This window comes from Oscillospiraceae bacterium (assembly GCA_025757985.1).
Taxonomy (GTDB): Bacteria; Bacillota; Clostridia; order Oscillospirales; family Ruminococcaceae; genus Gemmiger.
The window spans coordinates 1,333,159-1,352,957 of the sequence record CP107210.1 but is presented as its reverse complement, the minus strand read 5'-3'; the positions used below and the strand labels follow the sequence as shown (position 1 = coordinate 1,352,957).

The following is a 19,799-nucleotide window of genomic DNA, read 5'->3' as shown; positions in this document are numbered from 1 at the left end:
GCGTACTGTAGGGGGCGGCGTCCTCGACGCCCCTGCCATATTCTAACATTGCAATACCATATCAGTGAGGGAATTTCCATGTCTACCAAACCTATCCTTGTTGTCATGGCTGCCGGTATGGGCAGCCGCTACGGCGGGCTCAAGCAGATCGACCCGGTGGGGCCGTCCGGCGAGGCCATTCTGGACTACAGCCTTTACGATGCCCGCCGCGCCGGGTTCGAGACCGTTGTTTTCATCATCAAGCATGAGATCGAGCAGGCCTTCAAGGAGGCTGTCGGCGCCCGCGCCCTGCGCGCCGGGTTTGAGGTCCGCTATGCCTACCAGCAGCTCGACAAGCTGCCGGAGGGGTTCACCGTGCCGGAGGGGCGCGTCAAGCCCTGGGGCACGGCCCACGCCATCCTTGTGGCAGAGCAGGCCATCGGCGATGCACCGTTCGCGGTCATCAACGCGGATGACTACTACGGCCCGCAGGGCTTCCGCCTTGTCTACGACTATCTCAGCACCCACGCCGACGGCGACCGCTACGCCTGGGCGATGGTGGGCTTCCTGCTGGGCAACACGGTCAGCGCCAATGGCAGCGTCAGCCGCGGCGTCTGCGTGACCGATGCGCAGCACAACCTCGTCAGCGTGACCGAGCGCACCTGCATTGAGCCGTATGACGGCGGCATCCATTACAGCGAGGACGGCGGCAAAAGCTGGTGCGACCTGCCTGCAGACGCCGTTGTTTCGATGAATCTGTGGGGCTTCACGCCCGCCTATGTCCGCGATGCAAAGGCCGGGTTTGCGGCGTTTTTGAAGGAGAATCTGCCCGTCAACCCGCTGAAATGCGAGTACTATCTGCCCACCGTCGTGACGAACGCGCTGAACAATGGCGAGGCCGATGTCCATGTGCTGACCAGCGCCGACAAATGGCACGGCATCACCTACCGCGAGGACAAGCCCGAGCTTGTCGCCGCTCTCAAGCAGATGAGCGAGGCCGGGCTGTACCCGACCGACCGGCTGTTCTGATGCCTCTGCCGGGGGACGCTGCGCGCAATATTTTACAATTACGCTGTTGTATTTGCGCGGGATGTCGGGTATAATAAAATCAGTAAATCGGATCATCAGACTGTCAAAAGCTCTTGTAGGGGCGCGCATTGCTCGCCCGTGTCCGTTTGTCTGTGAAAAAGCCTTCTTGGAAAACGCATTGCTGCGCCAAGTTGGCGGGCGACCAATGGTCGCCCCTACACATTCAATAGGGCAAGAATGTGATTTTTTGACACGCTGGAAACATTTCACTAAGCTGACGCAGCAGCGCAGCTTTTGCAAAGGAGTTTTTATCATGATGAAAAAGACCACCTTCGGTGCCGCTCTGGCCTTCCTGTTTGCCGCTGCCGGTGCCCTGACCGCCGCCGCCCTCTACCTGCATCACCGTGAGAAGGAACTGGACGAGTACGAGCGCCTGCTCTTCAGCGATGATTATGACGATTTCGATGACGAGGACGACACCAACGCCGAGGACACCACCACCTACGAGAAGATCCCCGATGCCCCCAACACCGAGGAGTAATCCCCATCGGGGTCCTGTGTGACCGAATACGAACCGGCTGGGCGCTGACCTGACGGCGCCCAGTCTTTTGTTAATGGAGAAAGCTAGATCATGCGCAAACTGCTGCTTTGGCTGGTGATGGTCGCCGCCATGGTTGCCGCGATCCTTGGCGGAACAGCGGCGTTTCTCTACAGCCGCACCGGCGAGGACCGACTTCCCCAGCAGCCCGTGCAGTTCGGCGGGCTGACGCTGACCGCCAACGGCTGGGACTGGGCCATACCCGTGCTGGGCGACAAGGTCAGCAAGACCTATGAAAGCCCGACCAACCTGACCGTGCAGAAGCTCGGCACCTTCACCGATACGATCCCCGCGCTGACCCTGCCCGAATGGGTCACAGCGGCCGAGGTGCAGATCACCGCGCCAGACGGCACCGTCTGGTCGGGCGGCCTGACCGACTGCAACACCTATACCTACACCCAGAACGGCGCGTATCAGATTCTCGTGACTGCCCACCACAGCGACAGTGATGCCCCCGGTGACCCGGTGGGCTGGTACGCCTACCGCGCAGGCTACACAATGGCGATGAACCCCAAGGTCACCCTGAGCAGCGAGCGCGCGCCGCAGGGCAGCATCGTGGCGATCCAGCTGTCCGGTATTCTGGACGGCGAGCCGACCGTTGAGAGTGATCTCGGCGAGGTATGGTTCCGCAAGACCGCCACGGGGTACATGGGCTACCTGCCCGTAACCTACAACGCCGAGGGCGGCGACCATGCGCTGCAGCTGACCTGCGGCACCCTGCAAAAGGAGATCACCCTGACGGTGACCCGCACACTGTACGACACCGTCTCCGTCCCGGCGGAGGAGGATGTCGGCGGCGGAGAGGAGTTCCGCAACGCGATCTGGCCGCTTTACACCACCGGCAGCTCCGCCAAGCTATGGAACGGCCGGTTCGAGGCCCCCAGCGCCGGTGCTGTCAGTCTGGCCTACGGCACCACCCAGATGGTGGACGGCCAGCGCAGCGGCCAGGCCACCGGCCTGACCTATGCCGCCGCAGACGGCGAGACTGTCACCGCCCCTCAGGCCGGTAACATCGTGTTTGCCGGCACGCTGACCCTGACCGGCGGCACTGTGGTCATCGACCACGGCTGCGGCGTAAAAAGCTATCTGTACGGTCTGGAAACGGTCGGCGTTGTGCGCGGGCAGTCGGTTTCCACCGGCGACCCGCTGGGTACTGCCGGGACGAGCCACAGCCTGATCTATGAGCTGCGCATCGGCAGCAAATCCACCGACCCGCAGCTTGCCCTGAACGGCAGCAGCGGTCTGCAATTCCGTGAGGCTGAATAACGCAGGCATCGCACGGCGATGCCGCCCATAGAATGTTACGATCGGCGCGGTGCCCCCGGCCCGCCGTGCCGTGTGTATGGCCGGGTGTGCTAAGAGAGTGGGAGTAAGCATGGAAGAAGAGAAGAAAGCCGCAGCCGGCGTGGACTGGGCCGAAAAAGCCCCCGCCGCGCCCCGCAGGCGCAGCCGCAAAAAGTCAGCGGCCAAGGGCAAGCCCAAAAAGCCCGCTGCCACGGCAGCGCCGAAGCAGCAGCCGGCTGTGAGCGATACCCCGGAGACCCCCGCAGAAACTGCACCTGCACCCCTGCAGGTACCCGAGGTCCCGGACGCCCCGCAGCCAGATGCCGTCCCCGTGTCGCTGCCGGAAGCCCCTGAAACAGCATCTGAAACGGCCCCGGCACAGCCCGAGGCCGCCGAGCAGTCGGAACCGGCAGAGCCTGCCGAGGCAGCCCTGTCGGATACCGGCACCGATGAAGCAGCGGCGGCCGAGCCTGCCCCCGAAGATACTGCCTCCGCAGAGCCGGAGCAGCCTGTACCCGATGCAGACGAGGGTGCGGCCAATGCACCGCAGGATGCCCCGCAGGAGGATTCCACAGAGGAGGACGCCCCCGAGGAAAAGGCCCGCGCGGACACCATCGCCCGCACGGCACAGCTTTCCATCGCCCAGATCATGGCCGGGCTGGCAGACACCCCCGCCGAGGATACCCCCGATGCGCCGCCCGCCGAACCGGACAGCACTGAGGAGGACACCGAGGAGGAGCCTGCGGACACCCTTACCCAAAAGCTTGGGCGCGGTGTGACCGGCATGCTGCGCTGGCTGCTGCTGGTCGTGCTTTTTGTGCTGGTCATCGCGTGCGGCGGCGTAGCGTGGCTCTACCACAATGCCACCCCCGATATGCTGCCCCAGATCAAGGCCACCTTTGACGGACAGGAGCTTGCCCCCACCGCCTACAAATGGCATGTGCCGATCGTTGGCAGCTGGCTCCGCCGCACCTATGCCGAGACGCTGAACCCCACCCCGGCCGAGCTGGCGCTGCCGGTATCCGGTGCTTCCCCCGATCTGGTCGTCACGCCGGGCGGCTACAGCGCCCAGCTGACCATCACCGATGCCGCCGGGGAATCCATCTATGACGGCAGCGCCACCGGCTTCCGCAGCTACCGTTTTGCTGAGAACGGCACCTACGATGCCAAGCTGATCGTCAGCACAAGCGGCACCCCCGCTGACGAGGCGACCGTGACCGGCACCGAGACCTGGCAGTTCCGCTTTACGGTCAGCATCAAGCCGTCCATCCAGCTGGCGACCGACAGCGTGGCACAGGGCGGTGTGGCGGCGGTGCGGGTCGGCCAGACCCTCGGGCAGGATGCCCCGGCCATCAAGACCACCCTCAAAAATGTCGGCTTTGTCAAGGCCGGCAGCGGCTGGATCTGCTACCTGCCTATCCCATGGAACCAGAAGCCCGGCAACATTGATCTGGAGGTATCGGCCGACGGCTACACCGAGACCCTCTCCCTGTCGGTGCGCGCAGGCTCCTTCAGCTACAAGGACTACAGCAAAACCTCTCAGATGGCCGCGCCCTACATCGGCGAGGATGATGCCCCGGCGGCGGTCAGCAAGCTGTTTGCCACTGTGGACGACAAGATCCAGTGGTCCGTAGGCGGCTTTGTGCAGCCCTTCCTCGACAGCTTTGACACTCCGCTGACCTACGGCATGACCGAGTACGCAGGCCGCTCCTACAGTGAGCGGGGCACCAACTACGGCTACGGCGGGCGCACCTCGACCAATGTGATCATCCGCCCCAAAAACGGCAAAGGCTCGATGATTGCCCCTGCCAGCGGCCGTGTGCTGCTGGCGAAGGACCTCGGCGGCCTCTATGGCAACACCCTCGTGATCGAGCACGGCGCAGGCCTCAAGAGCATCTTCTACGGTCTCGCCTCGCTGGATGTCAAGACCGGTGATACCGTCAAGCAGGGCCAGCTGCTGGGCGGCTGCAGCAAGGCCGTTGTGGCAGAGATGCGCATTGGCACCGTTCCCATCGACCCGCTGGCCGTCTGGCGCAGCCGCTGCGATGGTCTGAAGCTCTATTGATTCCCAAGGCACTCATCCCAAACGGGATGGGTGCCTTTTTTGCTGTCACCGTCCGTCCGCAGCCGAAGGGGCGGGCCGTCAGCGGATGTTCACACTCTGCGCGGGCAGGACATAGTATGGCGCAAAACAAAACGAGGTGAGCGCGTATGCCAAAGACCTTCTGTGTGGTGGGCCACGATGCCCGCCAGCAGGCGGCGGCCCGTGTGCTGCGCCGCGCAGGCTGCGGCGTGACCGCCGCCGACAACGCCGCCGCAGCGGATTATATCCTGCTGCCGATGTCCCAGGGCCGCGTCAGCGATGAGGTCGCCCGCGCCCTGCAGGGTGCGGGGCAGGGGACGCTGATTCTGGCAGGGCGCCCCGGTCTGCCGGTACGGCTGGCCGCGCGGGAGGCCGGACTGCCGCTGATCGACTATTTCCGGCGGCCCGAGCTGGAATGTCTGAACGCCGTCCCCACGGCCGAGGGCTGCCTTGAGCTGCTGCTCCGCCTGCGGGAGCGCACGATCTGGGAGAGTGCCTTTCTTGTGCTGGGCTACGGCCGGGTGGGCCGCGCCGTGGCGCGTCGTCTGGCGCTGCTGGGCGGGCGGGTCACCGTGGCTGCCCGCAGCCCCGAGCAGCGCGCCAACGCCCGCTGCAGCGGCTGCCGCGCCGCTGCGCTGACTGCCCTGCCCGCGCTGCTGCCGGGGTTCGACGCCGTCATCAACACGATCCCCGCGCCGGTGCTGCCGCGCACGCTTTTGCAGCGGCTGCCGGCCGGGGCGCTGATCATCGACCTTGCCAGCCTGCCCGGCGGCACCGACTTTGCCGCCGCCGAGGAGCTGGGCCTGCACGCCGAGCATGCACTGGCCCTGCCGGGGCGCTGCGCCCCGCAGACCGCGGGAGCGCTGATTGCCCAGACCGTGCTGGCCATTCTGGAAGAACGCGAAGAACAGAAAGAAAGGAGCGAGCCATGACGACCCGGCCGAAACGCACTGCCGCCTTTGCGCTGTGCGGCAGCTTTTGCAGCTTTTCCGCCGTGCTGCCCCAGATACAGGTGCTGACGGCGCGCGGGTGGGAGATCCTGCCCATTCTCAGCGCCAGCGCGGCAGGGCTGGACACCCGCTTCGGCACTGCAGCAGCCCTGCGGCAGACCCTGTTGGAGCTGACCGGCCATGAACCGCTCACAACACTGCAGGGCGTGGAGCCGCTCGGCCCGCAAAAGCTGGCCGACGCCCTTATCATTGCCCCCGCCACCGGCACAACGATGGCGCTGCTGGCGGCGGGCATCAGCGCGACCCCGGTGACGCTGGCGGCCAAAAGCCTTCTGCGTGGCGGCCGGCCGATCATACTGGCCCCCTCCACCAACGATGGTCTGGCGGGCAGCGCCCCGGCGCTGGGCCAGCTTTTGCAGCGGCGCAGCTACTATTTTGTGCCCTTCGGTCAGGATGACTGCTACAAAAAGCCCCGCAGCCTGAAAAGTGATTTCACCCTGCTGCCCGATACGCTGGACGCTGCCCTGCGCGGGGTGCAGCTGCAGCCGATGCTGGTGTAATATGTTGCCGGGCAGGCGGCATATAACAGGGTAGAAGATATACCCCAGCCTTCCCCTTCGGGGGAAGGTGGCCCCGCAGGGCCGGATGAGGGGCAGGCTTTCCATCATTGCCCGGCAATGTACTGCTGCGGCAAACACGCCCCCATCAGTCAGCACCGCTGACAGCTTCCCCCTCGGGGGAAGCCTTTTTGCATACAATTCTATATTTCTTCGGGGGAGGCCCGCTCATGCAGATGATCACCATTACCGGCAAACAGGCTCTGCATGGGCGCATCCGCCCGGCGGCCGCCAAAAACAGCACGCTGCCGCTGCTGGCGGCCACGCTGCTCTGCCGCGGCCCCTGCCGCCTGCAGGAGGTGCCGGCCCTTGCCGATGTAGCGACCAGTCTTGCACTGCTGCAGGCCGTGGGGGCCGATGTGCGGCGGTGCGGCGCGGACCTGTGTACACGGCCGGTGCAGACGCTCTGCGGCGAGATTCCCGAATCCCTTGCCGGGGCAATGCGCAGCTCGGTGTTTTACCTGGCGCCGCTGCTCTGCCGCACAGGGTATGTGCGGCTGCCGCTGCCCGGCGGCTGCCGTCTGGGGCCGCGGCCGGTGGATATTCATCTGGCCGGATTGGCCGCCATGGGGGCCGAGGTCGAGCTGGAGGGCATCGCCGTGACGCTGCGGCGCAAAGGCCCGCTGCATGGCGTGGACTTTACGCTGCGCCTGCCAAGCGTTGGCGCGACCCTCACGCTGCTGATGGCTGCCTGCTGTGCCCGGGGCCGCACCGTGCTGCGTGGTGCCGCGCAGGAGCCGGAAATAGGCGACATGGTGCATTTTCTGCAGGCATGCGGTGCCCGGATACTGGGCTGCGGCACGCCGGTGCTGACGGTGGACGGGGGCTGCCCGCTGGCGGGCACCGCGCACCGCCCGCTGCCGGACCGCATCGCTGCCGCCACCTATGCCGCCGCACTGGCCGCCGCCGGCGGCGAGGTTGAGATCTGCGGCTGCGACCCGGCTGTTTACGGGGCCTTTCTGCGCTTTCTAGCCGAAACCGGCGTGACCGTGACCCGGGCAGGGGACTGCGTACGGCTTGCCCGCGACCCCGCCGCGCCGCTGCGGGGCGGGGCCAGACTGACCGCCGATGCCTGGCCCGCCTTTGCGACCGACACCGCCCCACTGGCCGCTGCCGTGCTGCTGACGGCAGCGGGGGAGAGTGAGATCTATGACCGCCTGTTCGCCAACCGGTTTGCCTGCGCAGCAGGGTTTGCCGCCTTGGGGGCCGGCTGCACCGCGCAGGGACGGCGGCTGCACATTGACGGCGGTGCTGCGCTGCACGGAGCCGCCGTGACCGCCCCCGACCTGCGCGGGGGCGCGGCGCTGCTCATTGCGGCGCTTGCCGCCGAGGGGCAGACCACGCTGCGCGACCCCGGGCATATCCCGCGCGGCTACGCCGACCTGCCGGGAGAGCTGCACAGCCTTGGGGCAGACTGCACCGCCGCGCACGGTGAAGCGTAATCCAAGACCCGCGCCGCAGGGGCAGACCCGGTCCGCCCCCTGCGGCGCTTTTTTGTGGGAACTTCCTGCTTTTTCCTTTAAAATATAGCAATCTGCCGAATTTTCGCGTTTCTATCCCGTGCTTGTCCGGCAAAAGCGCAGGGAGAAACGCAATTTTTTATGAATTTGCCCTCAGGGTATTGAAATTGCATGTAAAATTTGATATTCTAATAATCAGTTATATGTAAAAAATAGCGGACCAGTGTGCCCCTGCGCGGGGTGCAGTACCCATCGGGTCCGGTTTAACAACTTCACTTTTAGGGGGATACACTCATGGCATTCGTTCTCGACGAAGAAATGCAAAATGTAACCAATATCAAGGTCATCGGCGTAGGTGGCGGCGGCGGCAACGCTGTCAACCGCATGGTCGAGTCCGGTCTGTCCGGGGTCGAGTTCGTTGCAATGAACACCGACCAGCAGGCCCTGCTGAACTCCAAGGCCACCCAGAAGGTCCAGCTTGGCGCCAAGCTGACCAAGGGCCGCGGTGCCGGTGCCGACCCGGAGATCGGCCAGCGCGCCGCCGAGGAGAGCAAGGACGAGATCACCAACGCCCTGAAGGGTGCGCAGATGGTCTTTATCACCGCCGGTATGGGCGGCGGCACCGGCACGGGCGCTGCCCCTGTCGTGGCCGAGACTGCCCATGATCTGGGCATCCTGACCGTCGGCATCGTCACAAAGCCCTTCGCCTTTGAGGGCAAGCGCAAGATGGCGCAGGCCGAGCAGGGCATTGCCTCCCTGATGATGCATGTCGACTCTCTGATCGTCATCCCGAACGAGCGCCTGAAGCTCATCAGTCAGGAGAAGATCACCCTGATGAACGCCTTCGAGGCCGCCGACAATGTGCTGCGTCAGGGCGTTGAGAGCATCTCCAGCCTGATCAACATCCCCGCCTTCATCAACCTCGACTTCGCGGATGTCCGCTCCATCATGAAGGACGCCGGCTTTGCCCACATGGGTGTCGGCGTTGCCAAGGGCGCCGGCAAGGCCGAGAACGCCGCCAAGGCTGCCATCTCCAGCCCGCTGCTGGAGACCAGCATCGCCGGTGCGCGCGGCGTCATCATCAACATCACCTCCAGCCCCGACATTGGTCTGGAGGATGTCGAGACCGCTGCCAGCATGATCACCCAGAGCGCCCATCCCGATGCCAACATCATCTGGGGTACTGCCTTTGATGAGCGCCTGAGCGATGAGATGAGCATCACCGTTGTGGCCACCGGCTTTGAGAGCACCCCCGAGGTGGACGAGCCGATTCAGGCCCATGTGGACGCCAAGCGCGCCGCCCAGCAGACCGCTGTACAGCAGCCCGCACAGCCTGTCCAGCCTGTGCAGCCCGCCGCCCCCGTGCAGCCCGCACAGCAGCCCATCAACCCGCCGATGCCCAACCCCATCTTCACCCAGTCCTTCAGCACCGGCATGGATACCCCCGTGGCTGCCCAGCCTGCTGCCCCGGCTGAGGAAGAGGATGACGGCGATTACTTTGACGATCTGCTCAGCATCCTGAACAAGCGTTCCTGATCAATTTTCTGCGAGAGGATGTAAAAAGCCATGCCGTCTGAACCTATGAACATTCAGGAACAGGGCTTCCGTTCCAGCTTGTTCGGCTTTGATAAAAATGATGTGCTGGCTTACATGAACGCGCTGGCCAACGAGGCCCAGCAGCATGAGCTGGAGTACAACCGCCAGCTGCAGCAGATGCAGTCCCGTCTGGACGAGCTGCGCAGCCAACAGAGCAGCGATGACAGCCGGATCGAGGCCCTCAAGGCCGAGGTGGCCGCTGCCAACCAGCGCGCCGAGGCCGCCGAGACCCGCCGCCGCGAGAGCGAGGAGCAGCTTGAGACGCTGCAGAAGCAGACTGCCTCCTACCAGTCCAACCAGCGCGAATCCCAGAAAAACGCCAACATCTGGCAGCTGAAGCACCACGATCTGCAGCAGAAGAATGACGATCTGCAAAAGCAGGTCGAGGAACTGCAGAAGCAGCTGGATTCAGCGCGCCAGCTGAATACCTCGTCCCTGAGCGCCCCCGCGTCCGATCTGGTGCGGGAGGCAAAGCTTGAGGCCGGTAAGATTCTGGCTGATGCCCGCCTGTACGCCGAGAGCGCCGAGAAAGAGCTGAAGCAGCAGGCAGACAGCCAGAAGAACCGCATGGCCGAGAATGCCCGCAGCATCGCCTCGGGCGTCATGCTGGTGCGGGAGCGTCTGGCCCGCGTGGATGAACGGCTGAGCGCCGCCACGCTGGATCTGGACGGTCTGACGCAGGCCATCTATCAGGCCCTTGACCAGACTGAGGCCGAGCTGAAGGAGTTGGGCACCGACATGCGCAGCTTTGCGCAGGGCACACCGGAGACGGATCCGCCTGCACCCCTGCCGCCGCGCCCCGCCGCCGCACAGACCCCGGCAGCCAAGCCCGCCGACCGGCTGCGCGTAAAGGCAAAGAAGGCCCAGTCCGCGCACCACACACCCCCAGCCCCGGCCCACCGGCTGCGCAACACGCGCCGCCCTGTGTCCCAGCTGCTGCAGGACCAGATCGACCGGCTGAATGGGGAAGAACAGTAATTAAGTACATGACCACCTAGCTCCGCGCCGGGTGGTTTTTGTTATAGAAGCCTCCCTTGTCAAAGGGAGGTGCCGAGCGCAAGCGAGGCGGAGGGATTCCTGCCCGGCCGCGGGCGGGACAGCGTGCGGGGCAAAGCCCATCGTAATCCCTCCGGCCGCCTTCGGCGTCCACCTCCCTTTGACAAGGGAGGCTTTTGCTCTGCGTTTGTTCACAAACCCTTCTTAATTTATTGAATATTCATTCACGACTTTAACACAAATCCGGGGTATACTATAGATGTTCTCAGGAAGGGAGCAGGGACCCGACCTGATGAACAGGACCCCAAGTTTTTCATCCATACTCCTCTTTTCTTTTGACGCGGAAGCGGTGCGGATTTTTTTCGCACCGCTTCCGTGTTTTTGTACAATTCCTGTCATTTGACAACGATTTTATGCGGCGGCACTCTTGCCGAATTTTCAAGAAACCTGTATAATATATGCTGATATTGTAGCGCCTTGGGGCAGACCCGGCCTTCGGTATCCCGCAATCACCCCAACGGCAACCCCGCTTATCCGCCCTACGGCGCGCAGCTTCAGTGGGTTTGCCTGACCCGCAGGAGGCTAAAGCCTATGAGAGTTGGTCTGGATATTGGTTCCACCACCATTAAATGTGTCGTGCTGAATGACGCTGGGCAGATCGTTTATTCTACCTATGAGCGTCATTTCAGCCATATTTTAGAAAAGGGCAGAGCGCTTTTGGAAAAAGTCGCCGCCGAATATCTGCCTGACGGCCGCGCGTATCTGGCCATCTCCGGCTCTGCCGGCATGGGCCTTGCCGACAGCTGCAGGGTGCCCTTTGTGCAGGAGGTCTTTGCCACCCGCGTGGCTGCCAACCGCCTGACACCGGGCACCGACTGCATCATCGAGCTGGGCGGCGAGGATGCAAAGATCCTCTTTCTGACGAACGGCACCGAGGTCCGCATGAACGGCAGCTGTGCCGGCGGCACCGGCGCCTTCATTGACCAGATGGCCACCCTGCTGAAAATGGGTGCCGATGAGATGGACAAGGCCGCCCAGGGCGCCACCCGCACCTACACGATCGCCAGCCGCTGCGGCGTTTTTGCCAAAAGCGACATCCAGCCCCTCATCAATCAGGGCGCGCAGGCAGGGGACATCGCAGCATCGATCTATCAGGCGGTCGTCAACCAGACCATCGCCGGCCTTGCGCAGGGACGCCCCATCAAGGGCAACATCCTGTATCTGGGCGGCCCGCTGACCTTCTCCAAAACGCTGCGCCAGAGCTTTGACAAAACGCTCGGCGTCACCGGCACCCTGCCGGAAAACAGCCTGCTCTTCGTCGCAATGGGCGCAGCCTTCTACGCCGATGAGGAGTCCGACCTGCGCGAGGTCGCAAAGCGGCTGGACAACTACAGCGCCGCCGCCACCTATGTAAGCCTGCCGCCGCTTTTCGCCGATCAGCAGGAGTACGAGGCGTTCCACGCCCGCCACATGAAGGCCACCGTGCCCTGCCTGCCCTTCGGCGCAGACTGCGGCCCCGTGCATATCGGCATTGACTCCGGCTCGACCACCATCAAGCTGGTCGTCATTGACAACAACGCCAACATTCTGTTTGAAAGCTACCGCCCCAACCTCGGCAACCCGATCCCGCTTGTGAAGGAGACGCTGCTCAAGCTGTATCGGGATCACCCCGGGCTGCAGATCGCCAGTGTGACCACGACCGGCTACGGTGAGGAGCTGGTCAAAAATGCCTTCCACTGCGACCGCGGCCTTGTCGAGACGGTGGCCCACTTTACCGCTGCCAAGCACTTCCTGCCCGATGTGGACTTCATCATCGACATCGGCGGGCAGGACATGAAGTGCTTCAAGATCGAGGACGGCGCCATCAGCAACATCTTCCTGAACGAGGCCTGCTCCTCCGGCTGCGGCAGCTTTTTGCAGACCTTCGCCCAGGCGCTGGGCTACGATGTCAAGGAGTTTGCCGCCCTCGGCCTGTTTGCCGACAAGCCTGTGGACCTCGGCAGCCGCTGCACCGTCTTTATGAACTCCAGCGTCAAGCAGGCGCAGAAGGACGGTGCCTCGATTGAAAACATCAGCGCCGGTCTGTCCATCTCGGTCGTCAAAAATGCGCTGTACAAGGTCATCCGCGCCTCCAGCCCTGAGGAACTGGGCCGCCGCATCGTTGTGCAGGGCGGCACCTTCTACAACGAGGCCGTTCTCCGCGCCTTTGAGAAGGAGATGGGCGTCCATGTCATCCGCCCCGACATCGCGGGCCTGATGGGCGCTTACGGCGCAGCGCTGTACGGCAAGGCCAAGGCAGGGGAGAACGCCCGCAGCACCGTGCTGACCGAGCAGGAACTTGCGCAGTTCAGCCAGAAGGTCAACACCGTGCAGTGTCAGGGGTGCGGCAACCACTGCCAGCTGACCGTCAATGTCTTTGCGGACGGCAAGCGGTACATCTCGGGCAACCGATGCGACAAGCCCGTGACCGGCAAGGCCAACAACGAGGATCTGAACCTGTACGCCTACAAGCTGAAGCTGCTGGACGGCTACCGCAATGCCCCCGCACCCGCCGCACCGCGCGCGCGCATCGGCCTGCCGCTGTGCCTGAACATGTATGAGCTGCTGCCGTTCTGGCACACGCTGTTCACCCGCCTCGGGTTCGAGGTCGTGGTCAGCCCCTTCTCGAGCCGCAGCCTGTACCAGAGCGGTCAGGCAACGATCCCAAGCGACACAGCTTGCTTCCCCGCCAAGCTGAGCCACGGCCACATCCACTGGCTGTGCGAGCAGGGCGTGGACGCCATCTTCTACCCCTGCATGAGCTACAACCTTGATGAGCATCTGGGGGACAACCATTATAACTGCCCCGTGGTCGCCTATTACCCCGAGGTGCTGGAGGGCAACTGCCCCGAGCTGAACGGCACGCGGTTCCTATACGACTACTTCAATCTGGAGCGCCGCAAGGATTTCTACAAGAAATTCCAGCAGTCGCTTGACAAATATTTCCCCGGTCTTGACAAAAAGGCGGTGCGCGAGGCCATTGACGCCGCCTATGACGAGTATCACCGCCACATGCAGCAGCTGCGCGACAAGGGCAGCGCGATCATCGCCGCCGCCCGCGCCGAGGGCCGCCGCATTATTGTGCTGGCGGGCCGCCCCTACCATGTGGACCCGGAGGTCAACCACGGCATCGACCAGCTCATCATCCGGCAGGGCGCAGCTGTCGTCAGTGAGGATTCCGTCAGCTGGCATGAGCAGAAATTCCAGACCTCGGTACTGAACCAGTGGACCTATCACAGCCGCCTGTACGCCGCCGCCAAATACTGCACCGAGAATCCCGACATGGATCTGGTGCAGCTGGTATCCTTCGGCTGCGGTCTGGACGCCGTGACCACCGATGAGACCCGCGAGATCCTGCAGGCGGGCGGCAAGCTGTATACCCAGCTCAAGATTGATGAGATCACCAACCTCGGCGCGGTCAACATCCGCCTGCGCAGCCTGTTTGCAGCGCTGGAGGAACGGAAAGAGGACAAAAAGTAAGAGGCAATTCCATGGAATACATAACTCCCAACTTTACCAAGGACATGGTAAAGACCCATAAAATTCTCATTCCCAACATGGCGGTTACCCAGTTCCGGCTTATGCAGGCGGCACTGGCCAGCGAGGGCTACCAGACCGAGGTACTGGGCAACTGCGGCAGCGAAGTCGCGCAGCTGGGCCTGAAATATGTCCACAACGACACCTGCTACCCGGCGCTGCTGGTCATCGGGCAGTTTTTGGACGCGCTGAACAGCGGCAAGTACGATCTGGACCACACCGCGCTGCTCATCACACAGACGGGCGGCGGCTGCCGTGCGTCCAACTACATCAAGCTTTTGCGCAAGGCACTCGTCAAGGCGGGCTACGGCAATATCCCCGTGGCCTCGCTGAACTTCTCCGGGCTGGAAAAGGGCAGCGGTCTGCCGCTGACCCTGCCGCTGCTGCGCAAGGTCATTGCCAGCATTTTCTACGGCGACATGCTCGTCGCGCTGCGCAGCCAGACCCACCCGTATGAGAACCACAAGGGCGATGCCGACGCCATGACTGAGAAGTGGATCGCCACGATTCAGGGCTGGATCAAGGACGACAAGAATTATTCCGCCCACGACATGAAACGCCGGTTCTACGACATTGCCGCCGACTACGCCACGATCCCTATCACCCGTGTGCCGAAGGTCAAGGTCGGCGTGGTGGGCGAAATTTATGTCAAATATTCGCCGCTGGGCAATAACGATCTGGAAAAATTCCTTGAAAGTCAGGACTGCGAGGTCAACCTGCCCGGCCTGATGGGCTTTGTCGAGTACTGCGTGGCCAACTACCGGCTGGACATCGACCTGTACGGCGGCAATAAGCTGGTAGCGGGCGGTGCGGATTTCTTCCTGAGCTGGCTGGATTCGATCGGCTGCGCCAGCTATGACGCCATGCGCAAGTACGGTTTCTACGCGCCGGGCTCCTTCCGCGAGCTGATGAAAAAGCCCGAGGGCATCATCTCGCTGGGCGCCAAGATGGGTGAGGGCTGGCTGCTGACTGCCGAGATGATCGAGCTGGTCGAGGGCGGCTACGGCAATATCGTCTGCGCACAGCCGTTCGGCTGCCTGCCCAACCATATCGTGGGCAAGGGTATGATCAACAAGATCCGCGCCCTGCACCCCGATGCGAACATCACCCCCGTGGACTACGACCCCAGCGCCACCCGCGTCAATCAGGAGAACCGCATCAAGCTGATGCTGGCCGTTGCCCGCGAAAAGCTGGACAAGCCGGCCGAGGCACCGGTCCCCCTGACCGCAGAGGCGCTTGCCGGCGGTGCCCCGCAGCTGGAGACCGTTGTGCCGTAAGCCCCGCCCCGCGCACACGGCAAAAAAAGCAAAAGTTTTTTTGCAAAAGGGCTTGCATTTTGTAAAAGCATCTGTTATACTAATATGCGTCGCCAAGAGGCGGCGCGACATGCGCGGTTAGCTCAGCTGGTAGAGCATCTGCTTGACGTGCAGGAGGTCACAGGTTCGAGTCCTGTACCGCGCACCAAATTCCCATCGGGTCACCCCGGTGGGGATTTTTCTGTATACCGGCGCGGCAAAAATCAAGCAAAAAGTCCCACTTTTTTCAAAAAAGGGCTTGCATTTTGCAAAAACATCTGTTATACTAATATGCGTTGCCAGTCGGCGGCACAGTATGCGCGGTTAGCTCAGCTGGTAGAGCATCTGCTTGACGTGCAGGAGGTCACAGGTTCGAGTCCTGTACCGCGCACCAAATCCCCATCGGGTCACCCCCGGTGGGGATTTTTTTGTATACCGTTCTGCGCATTTTCGGGCAACGATTGACGAAACCGCGCAGGTACGCTATACTGGTTATCTGCGGCCTTTGCCGCACACTGTATGGATAAGGGAGGTATACCCGCCGTGATCTTCGGCAAACACATCAACCGATACTACCTCAAAAATGCGCCGGTGCTGCTTCTGGGCATTGTGTCGCTTTTGATGGTGGACTACATCCAGCTTCTGATCCCGGAGCTATACCGGCTGGTCATCAACGGCGTCAATCTGGGGCAGGTGGTCGTGAACGGCCAGACGGTCTCCTTTGACAAGCAGGTGCTGTTTCAGCACATCTGCCTGCCTATGATCTGGATCGTAGTGCTTATGGTGGTAGGCCGCTTTTTGTGGCGCATCTGCTTTTTCGGCTCGGCTGTGCGGGTCGCCGCCGACCTGCGGGAGCGGATGTTCGACCACAGCCGCCGCCTGTCCCAGCAGTATTACCAGCTTAACAAGGTCGGCAACCTGATGAGCCTGTACACCAACGACCTTGACACCATTCAGGAGTGCTTCGGTGACGGCATCCTGATGTTCTTTGACGCCGCCGTGCTGGGGCTGATGGCGCTGGTCAAGATGTGGCGGATGGATTTCCGCCTGACGCTGCTGGCGCTGATCCCTGCGGGCGTCATGTTCGCCATCGGCACCGTGATGAGTCAGGTCATGACCAAGCGGTGGGAGGAGCGCCAGCAGGCTTTTTCCGACCTGTCAGACTTTGCGCAGGAGAACTTTTCCGGCATCGCGGTCATCAAGGCGTTCGTCAAGGAGCTGAAGGAGCTGATTGCCTTCCGTAAGCTGAACAAGCAGAATGAGGAGATCAACGTCACCTACACAAAGATTGCCACCCTGCTCGAGGTACTGGTCACCCTTTTTGTCGAGTCGGTCATCTGTGTCATTCTCGGCTACGGCGGCTGGCTTGTCTGGCGCGGGCAGTTCAACGCCGGGCAGCTGGTGGAGTATATCGGCTACTTTGAGGCCATCGTCTGGCCCATCATGGCGATCTCGATGCTGATTGAAAAAACAGCCCGCGGCAAAGCATCGCTGAACCGCATCACCGAGCTGCTCGATGCGCCGATCAATGTAACCGACCGGGACGGCGTGGCCGACCTGGCCGACCCGCGCGGCGGCATCGAGTTTCGGCATCTGAATTTCCGCTATCCGGACGGCGAATACGATGTGCTGCGGGATGTCTCCTTCACCGTGCAGCCCGGCGAGAGCGTAGGCATCGTAGGCAAGACCGGCGCGGGCAAGACCGCACTGGTGGACCTGCTGCTGCGCACCTACAATGTGCCGGACGGTACCCTGTTTGTGGACGGGCAGGATGTGAACAGCGTATCCATCCGCTCGGTGCGCAATGCCTGCGCCTATGTACCGCAGGACAATTTCCTCTTCTCGGATACGATCGCCCACAACATCGGCTTCGGTGTGGACGGCGCCAGCCGGGAGGACATCGACCATGCCGCTGCGCTGGCCGATGTCCGGGACAACATCGTGGACTTCAAGGACGGGTTTGAGACCGTCCTCGGTGAGCGCGGCGTCACCGTCTCCGGCGGGCAGAAGCAGCGCATCTCGATTGCCCGCGCCCTGCTCAAGGACGCGCCGATCCTGATTCTGGACGATTCCGTCTCCGCCGTTGACACCCGCACCGAGCGCATCATCCTTGACAACCTGAAGGCGAGCCGCGCAGGCAAAACGACCCTGCTGATCGCCCACCGCATCTCTACGGTGGAGCAGCTCGACAAGATCATCTTTATTGAGGACGGCAGGGTGGAGGCTGTCGGCCCCCACGATACACTTTACCGCAGCTGCGCTGAGTACCGCCGCATGGTGGACCTGCAAAAGCTGGAGGACGAAGCGGGAGGTGACACAGATGACTGAACTCAATCCGCTGGTGCTGGTCGGTGCCGTCATCGGCGCCGTGACGGCACTGCTGGTGCTGGCCTACGCGCTGGTCAAGGACAAAAAGGAGACGATGGGCTTTGAGCGCACGATGGCGGACAGCGAGATCCTGCGCCGTCTGGCCGGTTATGCCAAGCCCTACCGCGCAAAGTTTGTCATTGTCCTGTTTTTGATGCTCTTTTCCATTGCCTACGACATTGTTTCGCCGCTGATCATCGGCGCGCTGGAGGAGCTGGTATCCGGGGATTTCGCCCTGCCGCAGCTTTACATCGGTGTGGCGGTCTATGCGGGTGTGCTGGTCTTTTCCATGGCCAGCACCTACCTGCAGGCGGTCATCCTGCAGCAGGTCGGCCAGCGCATCATCTCCGACCTGCGCGAGGATCTGTTTACCCATATCGAAGCCCTCTCCCATGAGCAGCTCAACGAGATCCCGGTCGGCAAGCTTGTCACTCGTGTGACGAACGACACGAACGCCATCTCGATGATGTTCACAAATCTTCTTGTCAGTCTGACCAAAAACATCTTTGTGATTTTGGGCATACTGATCGCCATGCTCTGCCTGAATTACGCGCTGACCCTGATGGTGCTCTGCTTTGTGCCGTTCATCGTGATCTTCACGGTCATCTTCCGCAAGTTTTCACGCCGCGCCTACCGCAAGGTGAAGGACGCCACCACCGACATCAACACCTACCTGTCTGAGAACCTGTCCGGCATCAAGGTCACGCAGATCTTTGGCCGCGAGGATGAGAAGATGGCGGAGTTCCGCGAGAAAAGCCAGACGCTCTCCCGGGTCACGCAGGAGCAGATCTTTGTGTTCGGCGTATTCCGCCCGCTGGTCTATATGCTGTACATCTGTTCCATTCTGTGCCTGTTCTATCTGGGCGGCATGGGGCACTTGAACGGCGTGAGTTTTATGGGCCAGACCATCACCGGCGGCACCATCGTGACCTTTTACATGTACATTTCCAAGTTCTTCACCCCCATCCAGAATCTGGCCGAGCAGTTCAACTGGCTGCAGTCGGCGCTGGCCTCCTCGGAAAAGGTGTTCTCGCTCATGGACATCGAGCCGAAGATGGTGGACGCCCCCGATGCCATCGAGCTGGACGAGGTGCGGGGCGAAATCGAATTCCGGGATGTCTGGTTCAGCTACATACCCGGCGAGTGGGTGCTGCAGGGCGTCTCCTTCCATGTGGACCCGCGTCAGACGGTGGCGTTTGTGGGGTCCACCGGCTCCGGCAAAAGCACGATTTTGTCGCTGATCTGCCGCAACTATGAGTTCCAGCGGGGCGAGATCCTGATTGACGGCATCGACATCCGCAAGATCAAGATTTCCTCGCTGCGCCGCCATTTCGGGCAGATGCTGCAGGATGTGTTCCTTTTCTCGGGTACGATCCGCAGCAACATCGTCCTGCGGGAGGAGGGCATCCCGGACGAGGAGATCCTGCGGGTCTGCCGCTATGTCAACGCCGACAAGTTTATCGCCCGGCTTGACCACGGTCTGGACGAGGAGGTCCGCGAGCGCGGCAACAACTTCTCAGCCGGGCAGCGGCAGCTTCTGAGCTTTGCGCGGACGATCCTGCACAAGCCCAGTGTCATGATTCTGGACGAAGCCACAGCAAACATCGACACCGAGACCGAGATCCTGATTCAGGATTCTCTGGAAAAGATGCGCTCTGTCGGCACAATGCTGATCGTAGCCCACCGGCTGTCCACCATCCAGCACGCGGACAACATTATCGTGCTGTCCCACGGCAAGATTCTTGAGCAGGGCAGCCATCAGGAGCTTCTGGCGAAGCACGGCAGATATTACCAGCTGTACACGCTGCAATATCATAAGGAGCAGCTGGAGGGGTAAGGGCCTAAAGCCTTCCCTCTTTGGGGGAAGGTGGCCCCGCAGGGCCGGATGAGGGGCCAGTTTGCCATTGCGGACTTTTCATGGGCAGCCACACCGCCCTCTACAACGCACTTGCATTTTTTCTTGGCATTT

General features: G+C 62.3%; 13 protein-coding genes and 2 tRNA genes. All 15 read left to right on the top strand.

The window, feature by feature from the left end; translation table 11 throughout:
- Positions 1-78: 78 nt before the first annotated feature.
- The 15 genes from OGM67_06795 to OGM67_06725 all read left to right on the top strand — a co-directional run bounded on the left by OGM67_06795 (position 79) and on the right by OGM67_06725 (position 19,667).
- Positions 79-1,008: a sugar phosphate nucleotidyltransferase gene (locus tag OGM67_06795; protein ID UYJ36009.1), complete on the top strand. Its 930-nt coding sequence runs from the start codon at positions 79-81 to the stop codon at positions 1,006-1,008.
- Between the two features lie 313 nt (positions 1,009-1,321).
- A complete protein-coding gene (locus OGM67_06790) occupies positions 1,322-1,549 on the top strand; it encodes a phosphatase (GenBank protein ID UYJ36008.1) in 228 nt (75 codons plus the stop codon).
- A gap of 90 nt (positions 1,550-1,639) precedes the next feature.
- Positions 1,640-2,872, top strand: a complete 1,233-nt coding sequence (locus tag OGM67_06785) for a M23 family metallopeptidase (GenBank protein ID UYJ36007.1) — start codon at positions 1,640-1,642, stop codon at positions 2,870-2,872.
- 109 nt (positions 2,873-2,981) lie between these two features.
- On the top strand, positions 2,982-4,955 hold the full coding sequence (locus tag OGM67_06780) for a peptidoglycan DD-metalloendopeptidase family protein (protein ID UYJ36006.1): 1,974 nt from the start codon (positions 2,982-2,984) through the stop codon (positions 4,953-4,955).
- 146 nt (positions 4,956-5,101) lie between these two features.
- Positions 5,102-5,905, top strand: a complete 804-nt coding sequence (locus OGM67_06775; protein ID UYJ36005.1) for a dipicolinic acid synthetase — start codon at positions 5,102-5,104, stop codon at positions 5,903-5,905.
- Complete coding sequence (locus OGM67_06770; GenBank protein UYJ36004.1) at positions 5,902-6,483, top strand: dipicolinate synthase subunit B; 582 nt, start codon at positions 5,902-5,904, stop codon at positions 6,481-6,483. The genes OGM67_06775 and OGM67_06770 overlap by 4 nt, the downstream gene beginning before the upstream one ends.
- Before the next feature lie 227 nt (positions 6,484-6,710).
- Positions 6,711-7,982, top strand: coding sequence for a UDP-N-acetylglucosamine 1-carboxyvinyltransferase (locus tag OGM67_06765; GenBank protein UYJ36003.1), 1,272 nt, complete (start codon positions 6,711-6,713; stop codon positions 7,980-7,982).
- A gap of 312 nt (positions 7,983-8,294) precedes the next feature.
- The gene (gene ftsZ, locus OGM67_06760; protein UYJ36002.1) at positions 8,295-9,536 is read left to right on the top strand and encodes a cell division protein FtsZ; all 1,242 of its coding nucleotides are present in this window, start codon (positions 8,295-8,297) and stop codon (positions 9,534-9,536) included.
- 30 nt (positions 9,537-9,566) lie between these two features.
- The gene (locus OGM67_06755) at positions 9,567-10,574 is read left to right on the top strand and encodes a hypothetical protein (GenBank protein ID UYJ36001.1); all 1,008 of its coding nucleotides are present in this window, start codon (positions 9,567-9,569) and stop codon (positions 10,572-10,574) included.
- Positions 10,575-11,183: 609 nt separating this feature from the next.
- Complete coding sequence (locus OGM67_06750) at positions 11,184-14,111, top strand: acyl-CoA dehydratase activase (protein ID UYJ36000.1); 2,928 nt, start codon at positions 11,184-11,186, stop codon at positions 14,109-14,111.
- Positions 14,112-14,122: 11 nt separating this feature from the next.
- On the top strand, positions 14,123-15,445 hold the full coding sequence (locus OGM67_06745) for a 2-hydroxyacyl-CoA dehydratase (GenBank protein UYJ35999.1): 1,323 nt from the start codon (positions 14,123-14,125) through the stop codon (positions 15,443-15,445).
- 111 nt (positions 15,446-15,556) lie between these two features.
- Positions 15,557-15,632, top strand: a tRNA-Val gene (locus tag OGM67_06740).
- A 149-nt stretch (positions 15,633-15,781) separates the two neighbouring features.
- Positions 15,782-15,857: transfer RNA gene (locus tag OGM67_06735), tRNA-Val, on the top strand.
- Positions 15,858-15,982: 125 nt separating this feature from the next.
- Positions 15,983-17,791 (top strand): ABC transporter ATP-binding protein/permease, encoded by a 1,809-nt coding sequence (locus OGM67_06730; protein ID UYJ35998.1) that lies wholly within the window; start codon positions 15,983-15,985, stop codon positions 17,789-17,791.
- Positions 17,784-19,667 carry an ABC transporter ATP-binding protein/permease gene (locus OGM67_06725; protein ID UYJ35997.1) on the top strand — a complete coding sequence of 628 codons (1,884 nt, stop codon included), beginning with the start codon at positions 17,784-17,786 and terminating at the stop codon, positions 19,665-19,667. Before OGM67_06730 ends, OGM67_06725 begins: the two co-directional genes overlap by 8 nt.
- Positions 19,668-19,799 lie beyond the last annotated feature (132 nt).